Raw genomic sequence first — 18044 nt, 5'->3', positions numbered from 1 at the left:
AAAATTTTTAAGGATATGGAATTTAAGTCATTGAACAACATCGAAACGAGTTTCCGGCAAATCCGGCTCTTTGCGCTGGTATTCATCTGCCTGTGCGCACTGGTGACGGGCTTTGCCGTGTGGAACTCGTACAGCTTCGCCGAGAAGCAGCGGCAGAAGATATACGTCCTCGACAACGGCAAGAGCCTGATGCTCGCACTCTCGCAGGACATGGCACAGAACAGACCAGTGGAAGCCAAATCACACGTGCGGCGTTTCCACGAACTGTTTTTCACCTTATCGCCCGACAAGGGGGCTATCGAAAGTAATATCAAACGCTCGCTGTTCCTTGCCGACAAGACCGCTTTCAACTATTACAAGGACTTGGCGGAAAAGGGTTACTACAACCGGGTGATTTCGGGGAACGTCACGCAGACGGTGGAGATTGATAGCGTGAAGTGCGACTTCGACCAGTACCCCTACAAGGTGAACACCTACGCCCGCCAGTTGATTGTCCGGGAAAGCAGCCTGACGGTGCGAAGTCTTGTGACCTCGTGCCGCCTGCTCAACGCCACACGCAGCGACAACAACCCGCACGGCTTCATCATCGAAGCGTTCACCATTACCGAAAACAAGGATTTACAAACCGTCAAAAGATAGCCGTATGGAAAGGAAACGAAACTATATCGAAAAGGTGCAGGACTGGGCGGACGACCGCTTGCGCCGAATGTGCGGACGGATTACGCCGGGCAAAAGGCTGGCGGTTATCCTCGTGATGTTCTTCTTTTTCGGCGGCTTGTCTATCTACATCACCGTTTCATCAATCTACAACATTGGGAAACGGGACGGGCAACGCCTACAAATAGAACATATCAAACAAATTCCGCTACACGATAGCGATAGTATCAACTTATTAAACAGACCGGAATATGGAAGAAGTACAGAAGAATGAGAACGGCACGACCGTACCGCAGACGGGCGGGAAGCCCGAAAAGGAAAAGATGCCCAAACGGGAACTGACACCCCAACAGATACAGCAACGCAGGAAAATGATAGTCTTCCCGCTGATGTTCCTTGTCTTTGCCGGGTGCATGTACCTGATATTCGCCCCCTCCGACAAAGAGGACGTGAATGTGGAAAGCGTGGGCGGCTTCAACGCCGACATCCCCCTGCCCGCAGAGGACGGGATTATAGCCGACAAGCAAAAGGCATACGAGCAGGCGATGATGAACCGCAAGCAGCAGGACAAGATACAATCCTTGCAGGACTTCGGTTTCACGGGGGACAATGAAATGGAAGAACCACAAGCGGAAATCGAACTGATGCCGGAAGAGGATGCGCAATCCCGGCGGGGCGGCGGTGCTTCTTCTTCGGCAAACGCCTACCGGGACATCAACCGCCAGTTAAGCACGTTCTACGAAACCCCGGCGGTGGACGAGGAAAAAGAGGACTTGAAACGGCAGGTGGCGGAACTGACCGACCGACTGCAACAACAGCAGAACGCCACGCCCACCACTGACGACCAAATGGCTTTACTTGAAAAGTCCTACGAACTGGCGGCAAGGTATATGAATGACGGCAGGCAAGTGGCGCAAGTACCCGTAACGGGCGGCATTGAACGCAAGCCGAATGCGGTGGCGGTGCAGGCAATCCGAGAAACGACCGTATCGGGATTGCAGCAGCCCATGAGCGATTCCGACTTCATCCGTGCTTACAGCCAACCACGAAACTACGGCTTCAACACGGCGGTAGGCACGGGCTACGCTATGGGAAAGAACACGGTAGCCGCCTGCATCCACCAAGACCAAACACTGACGGACGGGCAGGCGGTGAAACTCCGGCTGCTCGAACCTATGCAGGCGGGGAACATAGTCGTGCCGAAGAATACCCTTGTAGCGGGTACGGCAAAGGTGCAGGGCGAACGGCTCGACATACTGGTGTCTTCGATTGAGTACGCTGGCAACATCATCCCGGTGGAGCTTGCCGTGTTCGACACGGACGGGCAAAAGGGGCTTTCCGTCCCGTCCTCAATGGAGCAGGAAGCGTTCAACGAAGCTATGGCGAACATCGGCAGCGGGCTGGGTACAAGCATATCCTTTGCCCAAAGTGCCGGGCAGCAGGTGGCTATGGACGTGACAAGGGGTTTGCTGCAAGGAACATCCGGCTACCTTGCCAAGAAGTTCCGAACCGTGAAAGTGAAGCTGAAAGCCGGGTACAAGGTGATGCTTTACGCCAAACAACAATAACTATTTTATCAACCGTTAAAATTTTAATTAACAATGAAACAGATTTTTGTAATGTTCGCCCTCTTGCTGGGTGTGTGTGCGGCAAACGCACAGGAAACCGATACCGTGAAGTATGTAGCGGGCAACGATTTATACTGGGGGATTACCCGGAAACTCCCGTACCGCCAAATGGTAACGCCCTACGGCGTGGAAGTGACCTTTGCCAAGACGGTACATATCATCTTCCCCGCCGCCGTCCGCTATGTGGATTTGGGAAGCAACCACATCATAGCGGGTAAGGCGGACGGTGCGGAGAACGTAATCCGGGTGAAAGCCACGACAGAGGGCTTTCCGGGCGAAACGAACTTCTCCGTCATTTGCGAGGACGGCAGTTTCTTTTCGTTCAACGCCAAGTACGCCCGTGAACCGGAAATGCTCAATATCGAAATGAAAGACTTCTTGGAGAACGAGGACACCAGCGACTTTTCGCATACACGCATGAATATCTATTTTCGGGAACTGGGTAATGAAAGCCCGCTGTTGGTGAAGCTGATAATGCAGAGCATATACAAGAACAATGACCGGAAAGTGCGCCACTTGGGTAGCAAGCGTTTCGGAATACAGTTCTTAATCAAGGGGATTTACACCTATAACGGGATGCTCTACGTGCATACGCAGACGAAGAACAGTTCCAACGTGCCTTTCGATACCGATTTCATCAAGTTTAAGATAGTCGATAAGAAAGTACCCAAACGCACGGCTATTCAGGAAACGGTGTTGGATGCAGTCAGAAGCTACAACGAAGTGATAGAGATTGCCGGGAAATCGACCGTCCGCACGGTGTACGCCCTGCCGAAGTTTACCATTCCTGACGATAAACTACTATTGGTGGAACTCTACGAGAAAAACGGCGGGCGGCATCAGACCATACGGGTGGAGAACGCCGACATCGTGAATGCGGAAGTGATTAACGAACTCAAAATCAAATAGGGAATGAAGAAACACATCTTTATAATGATGCTCTTTGCGCTGTGCCTGACCTCGTTTCAGGCACACGCACAAAGATACCTGCCGGGTATGAAAGGCTTGCAGGTCACGGCGGGCATGACGGACGGTGTACACTGGAATGACAACACGGATTTCGCCTACCATATCGGGGCGGCATACAGCGTTTACACCAAAAACGCAAACCGCTGGGTTATCGGCGGGGAATACCTGCACAAGAAGTATGACTACAAGGATATGCAGATACCCGTAGAACAGTTCACCGCAGAGGGTGGCTATTACCTGAAATTCCTTTCGGACAGGCGAAAGACTTTTTTCCTCTCGCTGGGACTGTCAGCACTCGCCGGGTATGAGGTGAGCAACAAAAGCGAAAAACTGCTGCCGGACGGTTCTACCTTATTGGATAAGGACTGCTTTATTTACGGCGGTGCGCTCACGCTGGAACTGGAAGCCTACCTGACCGACCGGGTGGCTCTGCTGCTGAACGCAAGGGAACGGGCGTTGTTCGGCTCGGACATAGGCAAGTTCCACTCGCAGGTATCTTTAGGACTGAAATTCATTATCAACTGACCGCTATATAATAATGTATATGAAGAATGTAATGTATAAAATCATCATGGGCTGCTACATCGTGGCCGCCCTTGTACTTGTCACCGCCTGTAATGACAATTTGGATATTCAGCAGGCGTACCCGTTCAGCATTGAAACGCTGCCCGTACCCAAAAGGCTGAAAGTCGGGGAAACCGCCGAAATACGCTGCCAACTGGTGCGTGGCGGCTATTACCAGCCGACAACCTATCAGATAAGGTACTTCCAGCCGGACGGCAAAGGGAAGCTGGAAATGGATAACGGCACGGTGTTCCTGCCCAATGACCTTTACCCGCTGGAGAAAGAAACATTCCGGCTCTATTACACATCGGCATCGACCGACCAGCAGACGATTGACATTTATATTATCGACAGCTTCGGACAGATGCAGCAACTTTCGTTCTCGTTCAATAATGACAACAGCGAAGAAGAAACGGAAACAATAACCCCCTAACAATAAAATGACATGGTAAAAATAGAATTGGATATAAAAGGTATCTCGTGGTATATAGAAACCACGATGGAAACAGATATGGTTCCAGCAGTAGGTGACATCATTATCGTGGATAAGGACTGCATTTCCGCACGTGACAGGGCTGAATTGTGGAAAATACCGTCCAATCAGGTTTTCAAATGGGTGGACGAAGAAGAAGATATGCCCGTTATGGAATGGTTTGATAACGACACGGAAATGCTTGTCAATAAGCGGACTTGGAAATACGACATCGAGGAAGAAGAAACCGTGTGCATACTTAGTGTAAAATTTATTCATTATAAGGATTTGTAGCTGTGATATTCGTTTAATGATACGCAAAGCGTAAATGCCAGCAGACAGCCCGCCGGGAAGCATCGGCGGGCTGTTTCCATGATAGGGAAACGAACGGCTTCTTTGTTACTTTCTTCACCCGCTGGCAGGCTCACGGAAGAAAGTAACGGCAGTAAACAGCCGCCGTTCTCTATCAACTGATTTTAATGCTCTTTATGGACGTGTATTTCTCTAACCACACCTTTACCTGTTCCATGTTATATTCGCCCGTTATGACCGCCGTATGGTCGTTTATGGCTACAAACCTGACACTTTCGTAACTGTTTACCCAGCCTTGCAGGGAACAGACACCCCACGCCGCCGCATCTTCAAAAATACTGCGGTCTATTTGGCTGATTGGCTCACCGAAAACTACCGTCATTGTCTGAAAGTCCGGTTTGTCCTCCAGCAGTTGCAAATGGCGCAACGTGCCGAACTCATCAATTTTACGCCCCCACGCCCACACATCATTATATAAATCATCGCCCCACTGGTGTGGGCGGTCGAAGCGTACTTTTACCTCCTTAGTGTGTTCGTTTTCTTCCGTGTCCTCAATAACACCCGTTACCATTAAGCCCGTAAAAATGCACTCGCAACGCCTGCCGATAAGCTCCTTATTTACTTCTGTCGTTTTCATACCCCAAAAATTTACTTATTTATTACTCCGTTCTTTTTTCGCTATCCACCCGTCACGCCTGCGGCGGCACTCTGCCAGCGTTTTGGCTACCGTGCTGAAAAGTTCCATATCGGTATGGCGGTAATCGTACTGGTAAAATGTCTGTCCCTTAAATGTGCTCAAACGGCATTTGACAAACTTTTCCTCTCCCGGTATTAGGGTAATGCTTACCCCGTTTTTGTTAAGTGACTGCATGATGTCTTATTTTTTTATGGTTATAAACTTGGTTGTTTTTAGCGGGCAGGGCTTTGACACCCCGCCCGGATTGGTTGTTATGCCGCACGGAATACAAAGCCGTCATCAAACCAGTAATCGCACATGAACAGGTCACGGGCAAACCTTTGGTAATCAAAGTATGTTTCGGCGAAGTCGGGAAGTTCGTAGCACTCGGCGACTATTTGCGTGGCAAAATCTTCTTCATCGTCATATTGTCCTATATACTCGTCTTGAAAGGCTTTTATCAAGTCGTCTGCATCTTCTTCGCTCAAATCATGGCATTTATAGTTGCACCACACGAAAAAGGCTTCCTGTTCGGTGTCGCTCAAATCTTCCACCGCATTACGCAAGGCGAAGAAGTTTTCAGAAATCCAGCTTTCACCGATTAAGCCCTCCGGCACGTTCTCCCAGTCTTGAAACATATATTCCGAATCTTCTTCGTCCTCGTGCAGTTCCCGGCAGGCTTCGTAAAATTCTTCCTTGTCTGAATAGTCCGAAAGGTCGAGCCATGCGCCGTACAATGAACCGTTGTTATACTTGGCGTAAGTGCCTACATAAACCCTTGCTGCTGATAATGTCGTTGCTTCCATGATTGTAATTTTTTTAAGTTTATGCGGATTTGAGAGGTGAGGGAGTTGAAGTTTCACTGAACTTTTTTCCTGTTTCCCGTAAATCCGACTTTTTTTTATGCGTCTTCCGGTCGGGTCGGTCGTTTTCGTTTCACATAGGCGTAAAAGGGTAGTGTTTAGAGTTTGCAAAGTTTTGGGCAAAAAATACCTCGCAAGGCAGGGAAGATTTTTTCGCCAAACCGGAACGGCTCGACCTTGCAAAATCGTGAAGAACACGTAACTACCTTTGCCTATTGAAATGATTAAAACGACTGTCCCGGCTGGGGGACTGCATAATGAGGAAGATTTACAGATAGGGAAACAGGGGAAAAGTGCTTGTTCCCTTTCATCCTTTAGGGAACACTCCATGCGGGCGGGAAAGGCAAGGGTATGGCAAGTTTACCTTGCGGTACGCTTGTGCGGGTTTCCAACGGCTCTTTTCACGAAATACAGTCAGCCATGCCACGCACGGCTGGCGTTTCGGGGAATGTGCCAATTGGAAAAGGATATAAAAAATGCGGGTAGTCGGTGGACTGCCCGCAAGGTGATAGAATGCACTTTGGTAGAATATAGCTTTTTAGAATGTTATATAGACAAAATCCATTATACAGATTACCTGTCTTTTAGAAATTTGAATAAATTATTTAGATTGATACCGATACCACCTATATTGGGTTCAAGAATTAGTGCATCATTTAGGATTTTACCAACTCCACCTTTCAATTCTTTCTTTACTTTGAAATCCTGAATAGCCTTCTTATCTCTTATATCTTGAAAAATCTTTTCAAGAAGAGCTACAACATCTTGAGGTCGCTGACATATTTTGCGTATTTCTAAAAACACAAATTTATCTTTGGGAATATTCTTTCCTTTTAGTTGTTTATTATTTCCGTCTATAAAGTATTTCGGATGAAGGGTAGTTATCATTAATGCTGGTAATAATTCCAATGGGTCTATACCATTTATAGACTCCCAAGACATTAATTCCGAATAAAAATGACTACCTGCCATTCCTTGTATAACCACAGAATTATTATTAGCTGCAAATTCTGCAATTTTATCAAAATTTTCTCTTAAAGTGTTACCTATAGGTTCATCCCAATTATAATAATCCAAAATGTACAAATAATAATTTTTAGAAATGCTATCAGGTATTTCTGCTAATGTATGAATTTTCAATCCCATATTGTTACTTGCTTTTAGAGGACAAAGATATGCTTTATTTATCAATAGCTTACTTGCATTTAAGATTATCTTCGAAATCACTAAATTTATTATGTGTCATTTCGTTACCGAAATCGTTACCTATTTGTTACCTGAGCGGTCATAGGTAACGAAACCTATCGGACGGCGTTCTTTTTGCTGTTGCGACTGGCTTAGAAGCTGGGTAAGGGCTTGGTACAGTTCGTTGAACTGCGCATCGGTGCTTACCTCCAATTCCTCGATGCGCTTTAACAGTTCCTCGTAACCGATTGCCATTTGGCGCATGAGGACAAAAGCCCGCATGATTGAAATGTTTACTTCTATGGCTACTTTGGAACGAAGAACCGAAGAAAGCATGGCTACGCCCTGCTCCGTAAAAGCCATAGGCATAGCAACGCCGAAGTTGTAAGCAGGGGGTATCACATTTTGTGACACCCCTATGGATAACAGCAAGTTAGCTTCCTCTTTGGTGAGGACAAACATAAAATCACCGGGGAAACGCTCGATATTGCGTTTGACCGCCTGCTTCAAGGCTCGTGTTTCTACTTGGTAGAGTTCCGCCAAATGCAAGTCAAGCATCACCCGGCAACCCCGTACTTCAAAAATCTTGTTTTGGATAATCTGCAAGTCCATAATCATTACTTTTAAGTTAATATCTATACCACTTATATTTTTCTGTTATTTAGCTTGTTAGCGAAAATATCCATATCCTCGCTAAGTTTGGTGTCTATGATTTTTGCGTAGATTTGGGTAGTTCTTATGTTGGTGTGTCCCAACATCTTGGAAACGCTTTCAATGGGTACACCGTAGCTTATACTAAGGGTCGCAAAGCTGTGGCGGGCAACGTGAAACGTGATTTTCTTATTTATCCCGCAAACGGTCGCAATCTCTTTCAAGTAATCATTCATCTTCTGATTGCTGATAACTGGCAACAGTTTACCATTGGGGAACTTCCCGTCATATTTCTGCAAAATGGATTTGGGTATATCCAACAATCGGATGTTGGACGTTACGCTAGTCTTATGTCTTTTCTTGATAATCCACAAATTGCCGTCAAAGGACAGTCTTATGTTTTCAGGTGTCAATTCGCATACATCAACATAGGAAAGCCCGGTATAGCAGCTAAAGATGAATATATCCCGAACCTGTTCCAGTCGTTTACTGGCGAACGTCTTTTGATATATCCGGTCTAATTCCGCTTGTTCAAGAAAATCCCGTTCCACATATTCAAATTTCAGCTTATACGCCCCGAATGGATTAAAGGTAATCAGTCCCAAGTTGTGGGCAAATAGGACAACGGTTCTGAAACGCTGGATAAACTTCATAGCCGTATTGTGTGTACACGGGTAATTCTCACGGATGAACAGGTAGAAGCCCTCAATGAACACGACATTTATTTCCCGGAAGGTCATATCCTCCACATTATATTTATCGTGGATATATTCGGCAAGGCGATTTTTGGTAAGTTCGTAACGGGTGTATGTCTTTTGCGTGGCTGTTTTCCCTACTTTCAATGCGTATTGTTCATTGTGTTGGGAAAATACCTGTAAGAGTGTCTTTGCCTTTTCTTCCTTGCCCAAGAATACGTTGCGTACTTTCTCTGCGGTCACGTAATTGTCCCGCTCTAAAATGGTCTGATAGTGTCTGTGCAAGGTAGCCTTGATGCTATCCAGCATTTCATTCATGCGGGTAAATTCCGCCCCTCTGCCATTTACCTTTCCGGTCTTGGCAGACCAGTTCTTGGGATTGACCTCCAGTTTGGTGTTGAACTGGGCTAATTTCCCGTCAATGGTAACACGTGCCATGATAGGCATATTACCGTTCTTTTTAACCTTGTCCCTTTTTAAGAAGAACAATACTCGGAATGTTGATTTCATACCTCATTTTTTAAGTTACAAAACTACTTTTATTAACTCATAATGAGATAAATGCAGGGTCGCCAATTCCCGACAACATTTCGCCAATTTCAGCCAATTCGTACCCCTTTTTTGAGATTTTTGTCGGGGGTACGGATAAGGCACTAATTTTTGTCCGTCAGTGACCTTTTCGTGACGGTCGAGGTAGCCAAAAGGCAATAAAAAAGTCCCACAAAATGTTGATTTTGTAGGACTTGTCTTTTTGTTGTCGCCTTTTGGCTTTTCGTTTGGTGATCCGCTTGGGGCTCGAACCCAAGACCCCAACATTAAAAGTGTTGTGCTCTACCTGCTGAGCTAGCGAATCAATCCTTTGTTATTGCTATTCTTCCGAATTGCGAGTGCAAAGGTATGGTTTATTTTTGTATTTGCAAACATTTCTAGAACTTTTTTCTAAAAAAATACATTTTATCCATTTTTCATTCATTGCGATTAAAATTTCCATGTACTTCCGTCAACAGCTTCCCCCCCACACTATTTCACAATAATCTCTTCTATAGGTTGTTTCAACTCCTTATCCAATGGATACGACTGATATTTCACTTTATCAAAATCAATCTTCTTCATATTAATACAACGAATATTGTTATTATATGCCGTTTTATAATACACTTTCCTGTTTGTCAAATCAATAGCCGAAGTCCATTGTGTAGCACTGGGAATATCAGGTGCTTTTCCTGACGCATGTTCTATACCGACAGGAATATCAAAATTATTCAGAATATGAAAACTTTGTAATATAGCGTCATACGCTGTAGGGCACGCCGAAGCTGTTGCCTTATAAAACGCTACACGAACAAAACGGGATGGAGGAGTCACATCCCCCGGAATGCCATGGAATCCAGCACCTGCGCCAAAAGGGAAAATAGTCACCCCACCCCATTGCTGTGGAGTGACAGCCCCCGGATACAAATTTACATAATTATTCAAGTTAGTCACCTGCCATGGAAAATCGGGAGAATTGGTGAGTACTCCTACCCTGTTTTCATAAAAATGAGGAACACCATCCACAAACTCCAATACCACTTGATTTCCTTTAGCATCGCCAATGCGCCAATGTACCGTAGAACTTTTACCAGGTTTATCAAGAGACACCACCTTCACCCCTTCTATAGCTGCTTTCACTTCGTCTATAGTAGCAAACTGGGAAAGCATCCAGTTCACCACCTGCAAATCCGACAAAGTAGTTGCATTTTGAGCCTCATCATATTCTTCATACTTCCCATAATGAGGAAAATAAAACAATCCAGCCGAAAGTCCTACTTCATTCAGTCCTTCAGCCACAAAGTCTTTCTGAATGATAGCCAGTCCTACCATACCATATTTAGCCCGAAATCTCAAGCCATTTACACCCGTTGGAGTATAAGATACCAATTCTTGTCCTCTGGGAACAACAACATACTCACTCGGAAGGTAACTATTCCCCCACTCTATGGTACGTGCCTGCACATATCCACCATCTTCGGCCAGGAACGAAATACCGGTACATGCCGATCCGCTTGCAATGCCAGTCAGCAACAAGGCCAAAGCTATTAAAATCTTTTTCATAACCATTTTGAATCTATTTATGATATTAAGAACAAAACATCGGATATTTTGGTTCTTGTTTTACGCAACAAAGGCAATCAAAGCCGTCAAACAATGTTCCGACACTGATTGCCATACAAATAAACAAGAATGGAAAAACGAAAGGAGTGACAAGTTCTGAATTTGATTATATTTAAAGAAAAAGGAGATGAATCTAAAAGAAACTCATCTCCTTAACCCTAAATTATTTATTCAGTAAACAATTTACCACATCTTTTTCCCGTTCTTTAGGTTGTACGGTCAAGCTAACCACTGCACCCTCTTTCAGAGTAGCTTCTACAGTGGTTTGCCCTGTAGCATGCAATTTGAAATGCACATTCCAATCTTTTGGCCACGCAGGAAACAATAAAATCTTTCCATCGGCTTCCTGCAACAGCATTTCCTGCATACCTATCATGCCACTGCCTCCCCAGTTATGATCAGGCGTCCAGTCATAGCCTGGTCCCCAAAAAGCGGGAAAACGATGAGGGCCGTTTGCCATTTTCTCTAAGGTAAGTTGTGCAGCCTCCTCTGTCATTCCCAGACAGGCTGCCCAAATATTATCTTGCTTCCACCCGGTATGGGAACGGAATTTCTGGGCATCAGGATCATATAAATAGGTATTACGAGCTATTTCCAGACCTTCCCTGCCCACTCCGTAAATACGCCAGGGAAACACGGGATAAAGTTGAGGGGTTTCAATATTATTCACCCGTTCCCAAACCTGTGCCGGAGCAATCATTTCCTTCCCATCCACTATGCGCAAAGGAATCTCAGGAATACGTGCCAGCATATCCGGTTTACGCCTATAAGTTTGTAAAACAGAGCGCAGTGCAGCAATGGTTGAGGATGGATTGTAGGCCATCTTATAAGTTTCACAAGCCGATCCTGGATAAATCACTAGTTTACCGCTACCATCCAAATCCTTACGGCCACGTTGTAACGCAAGCTGACGATAATGTTCATCAAAGAAACTAAGCGAACTTTCTATTAAAGGAGTATAACAGCTGATATCCAAACTGTCATAACGTGCTGTTTCCAATATCATCTGACAGAACTCAAGAACGGTATCCCATTCGTATTCTAACCATGCATTATATTCCAAGCCTTTATCAAAACTCGCAGGACGCTTAAAACCATACTCTGCAGGGTTAGGAAGACCAAAGTTCTCCATTTGCTCAGTGAAACAAGCGCCAGCATGTCCCCAATAGGCACGAGTACGCGCTTCTGCTGTCGGCAACAAACGCAGATAAAAGTCAAATTGTGATTTCATCAAGTCAAAGTCACCGCTTTTCAACATAGGCCAATAAACCAAACGCTGATTCTGTGCAGTCATGGTTCCTCCTCCCCATTTCCGGAAATCAGGGGTGAATTCCATTATCTGATCCACATACATAGGATCAAAAGTAAACAGTCCCCCGTTAAACTTTGTAGGCCACTGGCTATAGGCGTTACATCCCAACATATAGCGGAACAGTGTATAGTTACGGATAGCATCTCCCGCTTCACCTTCCCCCTCAATAAAGCTACGTTTCCAAAAATCATTCCACCAACGACGGGTAGCCTGTTTGTCTTTGGATACATTTATTTCCTTCTCAGTACGGGCCAATGATGCTTCCCATGCAGGAACCGTACCTTGTTCCGTATTCAAGGCAATGTGCACAGATTGCTTATATACAGGTTTTTTACTTTTATACATCCATGCTAGATATTCAGTTCCCGCATAATGCCCACGACGTGTACCGGTATAAACCAGATTATCACCGGATAACCGACCGCCAAATATTAGATTTTTCAGAGGATTATATAATTGTTCCTTAACCTCATTCATACCTTGTTGGTCTACTACCACATCAAAAATAGTCCGATCAGGATTCCGATGAAAGAAAGTAAAATTATCTTCTTCCACACAGACAGAGTCACGCTTAGTCATCAATCCATCAGGAATGGCCCATTTGTAAGAGCATTGCTGCCCTTCCCCTTTACGCACCGGACGATCTTCATAACGCCAGCTTTCAAAGTTTACACGCATAGAAGTCAGTTCCTTCGTCTTCACCTCAACATGTACCACAGGATGAAACACATCCACCCAAATAATAAGAGTAGCATTATCACTACTTACGCTGACATAACCATCATTAAGATGCAGAGTCTGCCGAAAAGAAGCCGTTCCGGCAAAAGGGTTCGGAGTGAGCCTCACACGAAACCGTCCCTGCTTCAACAGACAGTTATTCTCGTCAAAAGAACCGCTACGACTAAGGTAGAACAGAACATCATCATTCTCTACCCATACATTCATACCGATATCCCCACCTCCGCAAGGCATGGACTCCGAAGCATTCCGGCTTTGAGTATTCCAAACCAAATTGGCAGGCTGTCCCCACAGAAACTGCCCGCCAATAAATACTAATAATAAAAACGTAAAGATATTCTTCATTTTTTTCTGTTTTTACCAGTCATCGGAACGGAAAGACGACACAGGTAAATCTTCACCAAACAAATCTCCTTCCACATAATTTTCGAAACCATAACGAACTGCCACCGGATGAGGTACTCTTTCGCTCTTTACAAGCATTTTACTTCTCTGTATCCACGCTTTAGCAGGATAAAAAACCCGATCTTTGCCTGCAACCTGAAAGTTATATGATTCAAAACGGTCTTTACAATTTATCCACATCGGCGCCCGATCAAAACTGACTATTACCGTATCATTCTTTACTTCCATTCCTGCATAGTAAGGACTTTCGGCCGTAACACCTTTCATTCCGTAAGTTTTTACTAATGCCAAACGCCCCAGACGTTCTCCTGCTACCCTCTTTTTACCCGGATGAATCCCCGTTTTCATTCCTGCGTCCAACAATACAGCCATACCACTATTGCCCACCCGGTGTTCTACCATAGCTTGTTGTTCGCGAAGATAAGCAGAATTTATCACATTCTTGCCAGGCTCAGTAATAATTCCATAATCATAAGGTGCAATTTGACAATAATAGAAGGGAAATTCCCCTTGCTGCCATTCTTCGCGCCACCCGCGTATCAGTGCACTGAACATATCGGCATAAGTAGAAGCCCGGTTATAGTTATCTTCCCCCTGATACCAGATAACTCCACGCATGGCTAATCCGATGAGCGGATGAAGCATACCGTTATAGAGTACAGTCGGAGTACGGTTCTTTGACTTGATATCGGCTTCCGATTGGGGAATCTTTGCTTCGGGAAATGCCTTCAACCAATCCGGATGCATCCAGGCTTCACAGGCAGAGCCTCCCCAAGAAGCCACAATCAAACCCACAGGTATATTCAACTGCTGTTGTATCATCCGACCGAAGTAATAAGCAGTAGCACTAAATTCACGCACGGTTGCCGGAACAGCTTCCTGCCAGGTTCCTACCACATCTGTTTTCGGAGTAAAAGAGGAAGCCCGCTTTACGGTGAACAGGCGGAGTTGCGGATTACGGCTGTTCATCACATCTGTATTGCTATTCTCCACCGGCTGGTTTTTAAAACCTTTCATGGGCATTTCCATATTACTTTGACCGGAGCATAACCATAATTCCCCCATCAGGATATCACGTATTTCAGTCAACTTTCCATCATCAAAAGTAATCGTGTAAGGACCTCCGGCAGAGGGGGTGGATAAAGCAAGTTTCCACGCGCCTTTTGCATCGGCAGTAATTTTATAGGTTTGTTTATCCCAACTTGTTGTAATTTTCACCGATGCATTGGGAGTAGCTGTTCCCCATAAATTGGCACGAGTCTGCTGCTGCATCACCATGCCATCTGAAAAGAAAGCGGGCAATTTCACTTCCGCATTTGCCGACAGGCAAATCAACCATGCCCAAGCAATTCCCAGTAGTAGTTTCTTATTTTTCATATTATGTGTGATTACCATTATTCTTTAGTTTTAAAAAACTCGCAAGGTCCCATCCATCCGGCAGGCAACAAATCATCTCCGGGCAGACGGAATTTTGCATTCGTCCATATCCCCTCAAAAGGCGCTTTATCCAAATCAGCCCCACGGAGCGCATTCGCCCAAGTATTCACTACCTCCACTTCCAATACATTGGTTCCGTTACGAAGCGCATCGGTAATATCCACTTCATAGGGAGCTGTCCAAGCTGTACCGCATGCAATGCTGTTGACACGTACAGTCGCCACATTGGCCACTTTTCCCAAGCGAAGAATGATTCTTCCGTCCTGTTCATTCTTCCATCTGAATAACCCTCTGTAAGTAGCATGTCCGGCATAATATCTTATTTTTTCATCCTCTTCCTTACTCCAGTCAAATAATGCCGGACGAGTGACAGTCTTACGCACAGAGGGGAATGTTACTGTCCATTCCTTGATCAATATGGATACAGGTTCCCTTTCGGTCCGTTCCGGAGAAACTTCTGAATATTCTTTGGGGAATACTACAAATACAGATCCATTGGCAGGCAAAGACAAAGCGACTTCGGTACGACCGTTCGCTTCTTTCCATTGTGCTGGACGAGTTATGGTTCCTGTTACCGCATTCCACAATTCAGGCGTGCGTCCCGCAATGCGGAAAGAAGCATTGAATGTACGCAAACTGTCCACCTGATTGGCTACAAAATAAATCTCATACTCTTCCCCACTCCGATGAGTATATGCCACATCAGCAGGAAGAAGTACATCCCGTTCCACACCGAAAGAAGAAAAATCATCTTCCCGATAAGGCAATTTCGGAATAATGACACCTGCCACACGGAGTTCCTCTACTTTTGCCTGTGCCTCAGGAGACAACGGCAGGTTATCAGGATTCATAGGACGGGCTGTAGGAAGCACCAATACTTTATAAGAAGCTCCTCCCGGAAGTACCATTCTTCCATTCTCCGCTTTTGCCAAACGTAACAGAGCATCTTTGTTGAAAGAATCGTAGGCATAGCCACGCATCGGGTTCACCCAGTCTTCGGGATCGGCCATGTTTGCCGAATGGGTAACACCGACAGGACGCACACGGGTAGGTTGACCTTCATTAGCCAGCCGAATCCGTTCGCTTTCCACCCGTTCGGCTCCATAGATACCGGGAAGCATCGAAACTAACCGTTCGGGTAAAATGGAACGTCGTGGCATTTCTTCACCGGTAAAAACGGCGATATCAGCCACCGGATGACCGTATTGCAACAAAGTCTGGCAACGGGTGATGTAATCTACAAAAGATTTTCCTTCCTCCCACCAGGTCTGGTCGCGCTGGAAGAAGAGTCCGATGCCGTCCAATGTCATACCAGGCCGGTGGTTCATCCAGGGATTATGGGTATAGACATGAAAAAAGAGCTTATTAATACCCAGTGCATAGTTACGGTCCAGCAAAGGTTTCAGCATGGCAGGGTCTTCATCCCATACGCCACGAATTTCAGTAAAGCCTTCGGCCTGGATAATATTCTTTCCATAAATATGCGCACCGCTGATGGCATCCAGCATATCATTGGGTTTATCATGCGTAGGACTGTTCAACCAAAATTCCCCCATAGGCAAATCCACTTTCTGATAATGCATCAATCCGTCACTGACCATAGTAGGAGCTACGCACTCGGCAGAAAAACGACAATCATATTGACGGGCACAATCAGCCAATACGGTGTAGAACACATCAGTCACCAGTTCTCCGATGGTGGTACGGACATCCCGCAATATCTGCTCACTGCGAGCGGCGCTTTCCATCGGAATACCTGCCAGCAAAGGAAGATAAGGCATCAAATCATATCCACGACGTTTCTTAAATTCCGCCGCGAAGTTATCACTCCAGTTCTGACTGCCACACTCCCAACTGTCTACGTGCATATATTTCAACACACGGCGTGCCACGGCTTCATCCGTCTTTTTGAACATTTCCGCAAACCAGTTCGAGAACTGTTTCTGAACAGCCTTGGTACTGAACTTGTCGCATTCCAATCCTTTACCACCTCCGGCAGTAGCATTTACATGTCCGGTTGCCGTATGTCCCATGCGGAGAATACGCCATTTACCTTCGGGTAAACGGGCGGTCAGCCTGCCCTGATACAAAGGGAGATTGATCAATTCATCCGGCTGCACACATGCCGCATCAGGTATTTCCGTCGAAGTAGTAGCAGTAGCTACACGCCACACCAGTCCTGCTTTTCCCTCCCATTGATGAATACGTGGAGCCGTATGAAGGACTATATCATTGATTTTCAAATTCGGTTTCCATTTGGCTGCATCCAAATCTTCACTACCCGGTTCACTTCCCACGGGAGTCCACTCAAAACGGAAGTAACGGGCGGTAACAGGAGGGATAGCATGAGTGGACTGGAAATCCGTATTCTGCCATCCCTGCCGGGCAGGAACCAGTTGCTTCACTGTTTTGAATGTCCGTCCATCCTCACTGGCCAATACTTTCAGGCGATGTGCCTGGTAGTTATTTCCTCCCAAAATAATTTCCACATTACTGCAAGTCACAGGTTCTGCATATTCATACTGAATCCAACAAGGATAAGAGGAACGGAAAACTCCTTTTTCATCTCTGTTCACAGCTTTGGATTCATCTTTAATAACGGCCGATTTCAAATTGCCGAAAGTTACCTTCGGCTTCAATGAAGTATCCTCAGGCTGACGCTCCAATGGAATGGCGTAGGTAACGATATCTTCATAATAGCCATCCAGTGCTTCGGGCATGGGCAAAGTCAAATTACGAATATTCCCACCGTTCACTATAGTATCACTCCATACCACTTTTTGCATCGACTCTTCGGAAGTTATCCAAGGACCTCCCGCCAAGGCAAAGCCATCACAGATATGCATTCCCAACTGCATGCCTAGCCTATCAGCCTCTCTCATACTATGAGTGACCATACGCCACCATTCAGGGGTAAGTTGCTGGGCTTTTCCCTCGTATTGAGGTCCTTGCTCTACTCCCTTAATAGGCATCAGATAGGCCCCACCCAAACCTATACGATGCATGGCCTCCAAATCTGCAGTAATCCCTTCGGGAGTTACAGCGCCAAACATCCAATACCAGAAAGTCCAAGGACGAACTTCCTGTACGGGTGAATTTACAAACTGTTGCCGTAAAGCGGATTGTGCTATCATCGGTTGGAATCCGGTTACCAGCAATATGGATACAAACAGATGTTTTATCTTCATAAGTTATTTATTCTATATTTAATAATAAACGAACAAAGTTGTAATTTGTACTCAATTTCTCAAATATACCTCAAATCCGCAACTAAGCCCTTGAACGTCCTTATTGCGTTTACACGTCCTCTCATTACTGAATTTGCA

At 45.6% G+C, this 18044-nt stretch carries 17 protein-coding genes and 1 tRNA gene; 7 read left to right on the top strand and 11 right to left on the bottom strand.

Annotated elements, in window-relative coordinates; genetic code table 11:
• Positions 1-15: 15 nt before the first annotated feature.
• From traK to AB5935_RS16385, 7 genes are read left to right on the top strand one after another with little or no spacing between them, the layout of a single operon-like run.
• Positions 16-639: a conjugative transposon protein TraK gene (traK, locus tag AB5935_RS16415; protein ID WP_005680379.1), complete on the top strand. Its 624-nt coding sequence runs from the start codon at positions 16-18 to the stop codon at positions 637-639.
• Positions 640-643: 4 nt separating this feature from the next.
• The gene (locus AB5935_RS16410) at positions 644-931 is read left to right on the top strand and encodes a TraL conjugative transposon family protein (RefSeq protein ID WP_038611200.1); all 288 of its coding nucleotides are present in this window, start codon (positions 644-646) and stop codon (positions 929-931) included.
• Positions 909-2225, top strand: coding sequence for a conjugative transposon protein TraM (gene traM / locus AB5935_RS16405; RefSeq protein WP_038611198.1), 1317 nt, complete (start codon positions 909-911; stop codon positions 2223-2225). Before AB5935_RS16410 ends, traM begins: the two co-directional genes overlap by 23 nt.
• Positions 2226-2258: 33 nt before the next feature.
• Complete coding sequence (gene traN / locus AB5935_RS16400) at positions 2259-3194, top strand: conjugative transposon protein TraN (RefSeq protein ID WP_038611195.1); 936 nt, start codon at positions 2259-2261, stop codon at positions 3192-3194.
• A 3-nt stretch (positions 3195-3197) separates the two neighbouring features.
• Complete coding sequence (locus AB5935_RS16395) at positions 3198-3779, top strand: conjugal transfer protein TraO (protein WP_038611191.1); 582 nt, start codon at positions 3198-3200, stop codon at positions 3777-3779.
• 13 nt (positions 3780-3792) lie between these two features.
• Positions 3793-4251, top strand: a complete 459-nt coding sequence (locus tag AB5935_RS16390; protein WP_120053239.1) for a DUF3872 domain-containing protein — start codon at positions 3793-3795, stop codon at positions 4249-4251.
• Positions 4252-4263: 12 nt separating this feature from the next.
• Entirely contained in the window at positions 4264-4584 is a 321-nt protein-coding gene (locus tag AB5935_RS16385) for a hypothetical protein (protein WP_368327489.1), read from the top strand.
• 172 nt (positions 4585-4756) lie between these two features.
• On the opposite strand, the gene AB5935_RS16380 is transcribed toward AB5935_RS16385, so the two are convergent.
• From AB5935_RS16380 to AB5935_RS16330, 11 genes are all read right to left on the bottom strand, one after another.
• Positions 4757-5239 carry a DUF6956 domain-containing protein gene (locus tag AB5935_RS16380; protein ID WP_038611182.1) on the bottom strand — a complete coding sequence of 161 codons (483 nt, stop codon included), beginning with the start codon at positions 5237-5239 and terminating at the stop codon, positions 4757-4759.
• Positions 5240-5254: 15 nt separating this feature from the next.
• Positions 5255-5473: a DUF3873 family protein gene (locus AB5935_RS16375; protein WP_038611179.1), complete on the bottom strand. Its 219-nt coding sequence runs from the start codon at positions 5471-5473 to the stop codon at positions 5255-5257.
• A gap of 77 nt (positions 5474-5550) precedes the next feature.
• A complete protein-coding gene (locus AB5935_RS16370; RefSeq protein WP_038611176.1) occupies positions 5551-6084 on the bottom strand; it encodes an antirestriction protein ArdA in 534 nt (177 codons plus the stop codon).
• Between the two features lie 630 nt (positions 6085-6714).
• Entirely contained in the window at positions 6715-7287 is a 573-nt protein-coding gene (locus AB5935_RS16365; protein WP_038611174.1) for a hypothetical protein, read from the bottom strand.
• Positions 7288-7407: 120 nt separating this feature from the next.
• On the bottom strand, positions 7408-7938 hold the full coding sequence (locus AB5935_RS16360) for an ORF6N domain-containing protein (RefSeq protein WP_038612569.1): 531 nt from the start codon (positions 7936-7938) through the stop codon (positions 7408-7410).
• A gap of 32 nt (positions 7939-7970) precedes the next feature.
• A complete protein-coding gene (locus AB5935_RS16355) occupies positions 7971-9182 on the bottom strand; it encodes a site-specific integrase (RefSeq protein ID WP_038611170.1) in 1212 nt (403 codons plus the stop codon).
• A gap of 267 nt (positions 9183-9449) precedes the next feature.
• Positions 9450-9525 (bottom strand) — tRNA-Lys (locus AB5935_RS16350).
• 167 nt (positions 9526-9692) lie between these two features.
• Positions 9693-10772 (bottom strand): linear amide C-N hydrolase, encoded by a 1080-nt coding sequence (locus tag AB5935_RS16345; RefSeq protein ID WP_007838035.1) that lies wholly within the window; start codon positions 10770-10772, stop codon positions 9693-9695.
• A gap of 217 nt (positions 10773-10989) precedes the next feature.
• The gene (locus tag AB5935_RS16340; RefSeq protein ID WP_007838028.1) at positions 10990-13221 is read right to left on the bottom strand and encodes a DUF5703 domain-containing protein; all 2232 of its coding nucleotides are present in this window, start codon (positions 13219-13221) and stop codon (positions 10990-10992) included.
• Between the two features lie 12 nt (positions 13222-13233).
• Positions 13234-14658 (bottom strand): sialate O-acetylesterase, encoded by a 1425-nt coding sequence (locus AB5935_RS16335; RefSeq protein ID WP_085959341.1) that lies wholly within the window; start codon positions 14656-14658, stop codon positions 13234-13236.
• A gap of 17 nt (positions 14659-14675) precedes the next feature.
• Positions 14676-17906 (bottom strand): glycosyl hydrolase, encoded by a 3231-nt coding sequence (locus tag AB5935_RS16330; protein WP_038606321.1) that lies wholly within the window; start codon positions 17904-17906, stop codon positions 14676-14678.
• Positions 17907-18044: the final 138 nt, after the last annotated feature.

Source organism: Phocaeicola sp. RTP21198st1_B8_RTP21198_201120 (assembly GCF_040929485.1).
GTDB classification, from domain to species: Bacteria; Bacteroidota; Bacteroidia; order Bacteroidales; family Bacteroidaceae; genus Phocaeicola; species Phocaeicola dorei.
This window is presented reverse-complemented; position numbering and strand designations above follow the sequence as displayed.

Bases quoted from the DNA above. Each gene is read 5' to 3' on its own strand.
- AB5935_RS16345 (WP_007838035.1), bottom strand. From the start codon at position 10,772: ATGGTTATGAAAAAGATTTTAATAGCTTTGGCCTTGTTGCTGACTGGC.
- AB5935_RS16330 (WP_038606321.1), bottom strand. From the start codon at position 17,906: ATGAAGATAAAACATCTGTTTGTATCCATATTGCTGGTAACCGGATTC.
- AB5935_RS16355 (WP_038611170.1), bottom strand. From the start codon at position 9,182: ATGAAATCAACATTCCGAGTATTGTTCTTCTTAAAAAGGGACAAGGTT.
- AB5935_RS16370 (WP_038611176.1), bottom strand. From the start codon at position 6,084: ATGGAAGCAACGACATTATCAGCAGCAAGGGTTTATGTAGGCACTTAC.
- AB5935_RS16340 (WP_007838028.1), bottom strand. From the start codon at position 13,221: ATGAAGAATATCTTTACGTTTTTATTATTAGTATTTATTGGCGGGCAG.
- AB5935_RS16360 (WP_038612569.1), bottom strand. From the start codon at position 7,938: ATGGACTTGCAGATTATCCAAAACAAGATTTTTGAAGTACGGGGTTGC.
- traM (WP_038611198.1), top strand. From the start codon at position 909: ATGGAAGAAGTACAGAAGAATGAGAACGGCACGACCGTACCGCAGACG.
- AB5935_RS16410 (WP_038611200.1), top strand. From the start codon at position 644: ATGGAAAGGAAACGAAACTATATCGAAAAGGTGCAGGACTGGGCGGAC.
- AB5935_RS16365 (WP_038611174.1), bottom strand. From the start codon at position 7,287: ATGGGATTGAAAATTCATACATTAGCAGAAATACCTGATAGCATTTCT.
- AB5935_RS16375 (WP_038611179.1), bottom strand. From the start codon at position 5,473: ATGCAGTCACTTAACAAAAACGGGGTAAGCATTACCCTAATACCGGGA.
- AB5935_RS16390 (WP_120053239.1), top strand. From the start codon at position 3,793: ATGTATATGAAGAATGTAATGTATAAAATCATCATGGGCTGCTACATC.
- AB5935_RS16335 (WP_085959341.1), bottom strand. From the start codon at position 14,658: ATGAAAAATAAGAAACTACTACTGGGAATTGCTTGGGCATGGTTGATT.
- AB5935_RS16385 (WP_368327489.1), top strand. From the start codon at position 4,264: ATGGTAAAAATAGAATTGGATATAAAAGGTATCTCGTGGTATATAGAA.
- traK (WP_005680379.1), top strand. From the start codon at position 16: ATGGAATTTAAGTCATTGAACAACATCGAAACGAGTTTCCGGCAAATC.
- AB5935_RS16380 (WP_038611182.1), bottom strand. From the start codon at position 5,239: ATGAAAACGACAGAAGTAAATAAGGAGCTTATCGGCAGGCGTTGCGAG.
- traN (WP_038611195.1), top strand. From the start codon at position 2,259: ATGAAACAGATTTTTGTAATGTTCGCCCTCTTGCTGGGTGTGTGTGCG.
- AB5935_RS16395 (WP_038611191.1), top strand. From the start codon at position 3,198: ATGAAGAAACACATCTTTATAATGATGCTCTTTGCGCTGTGCCTGACC.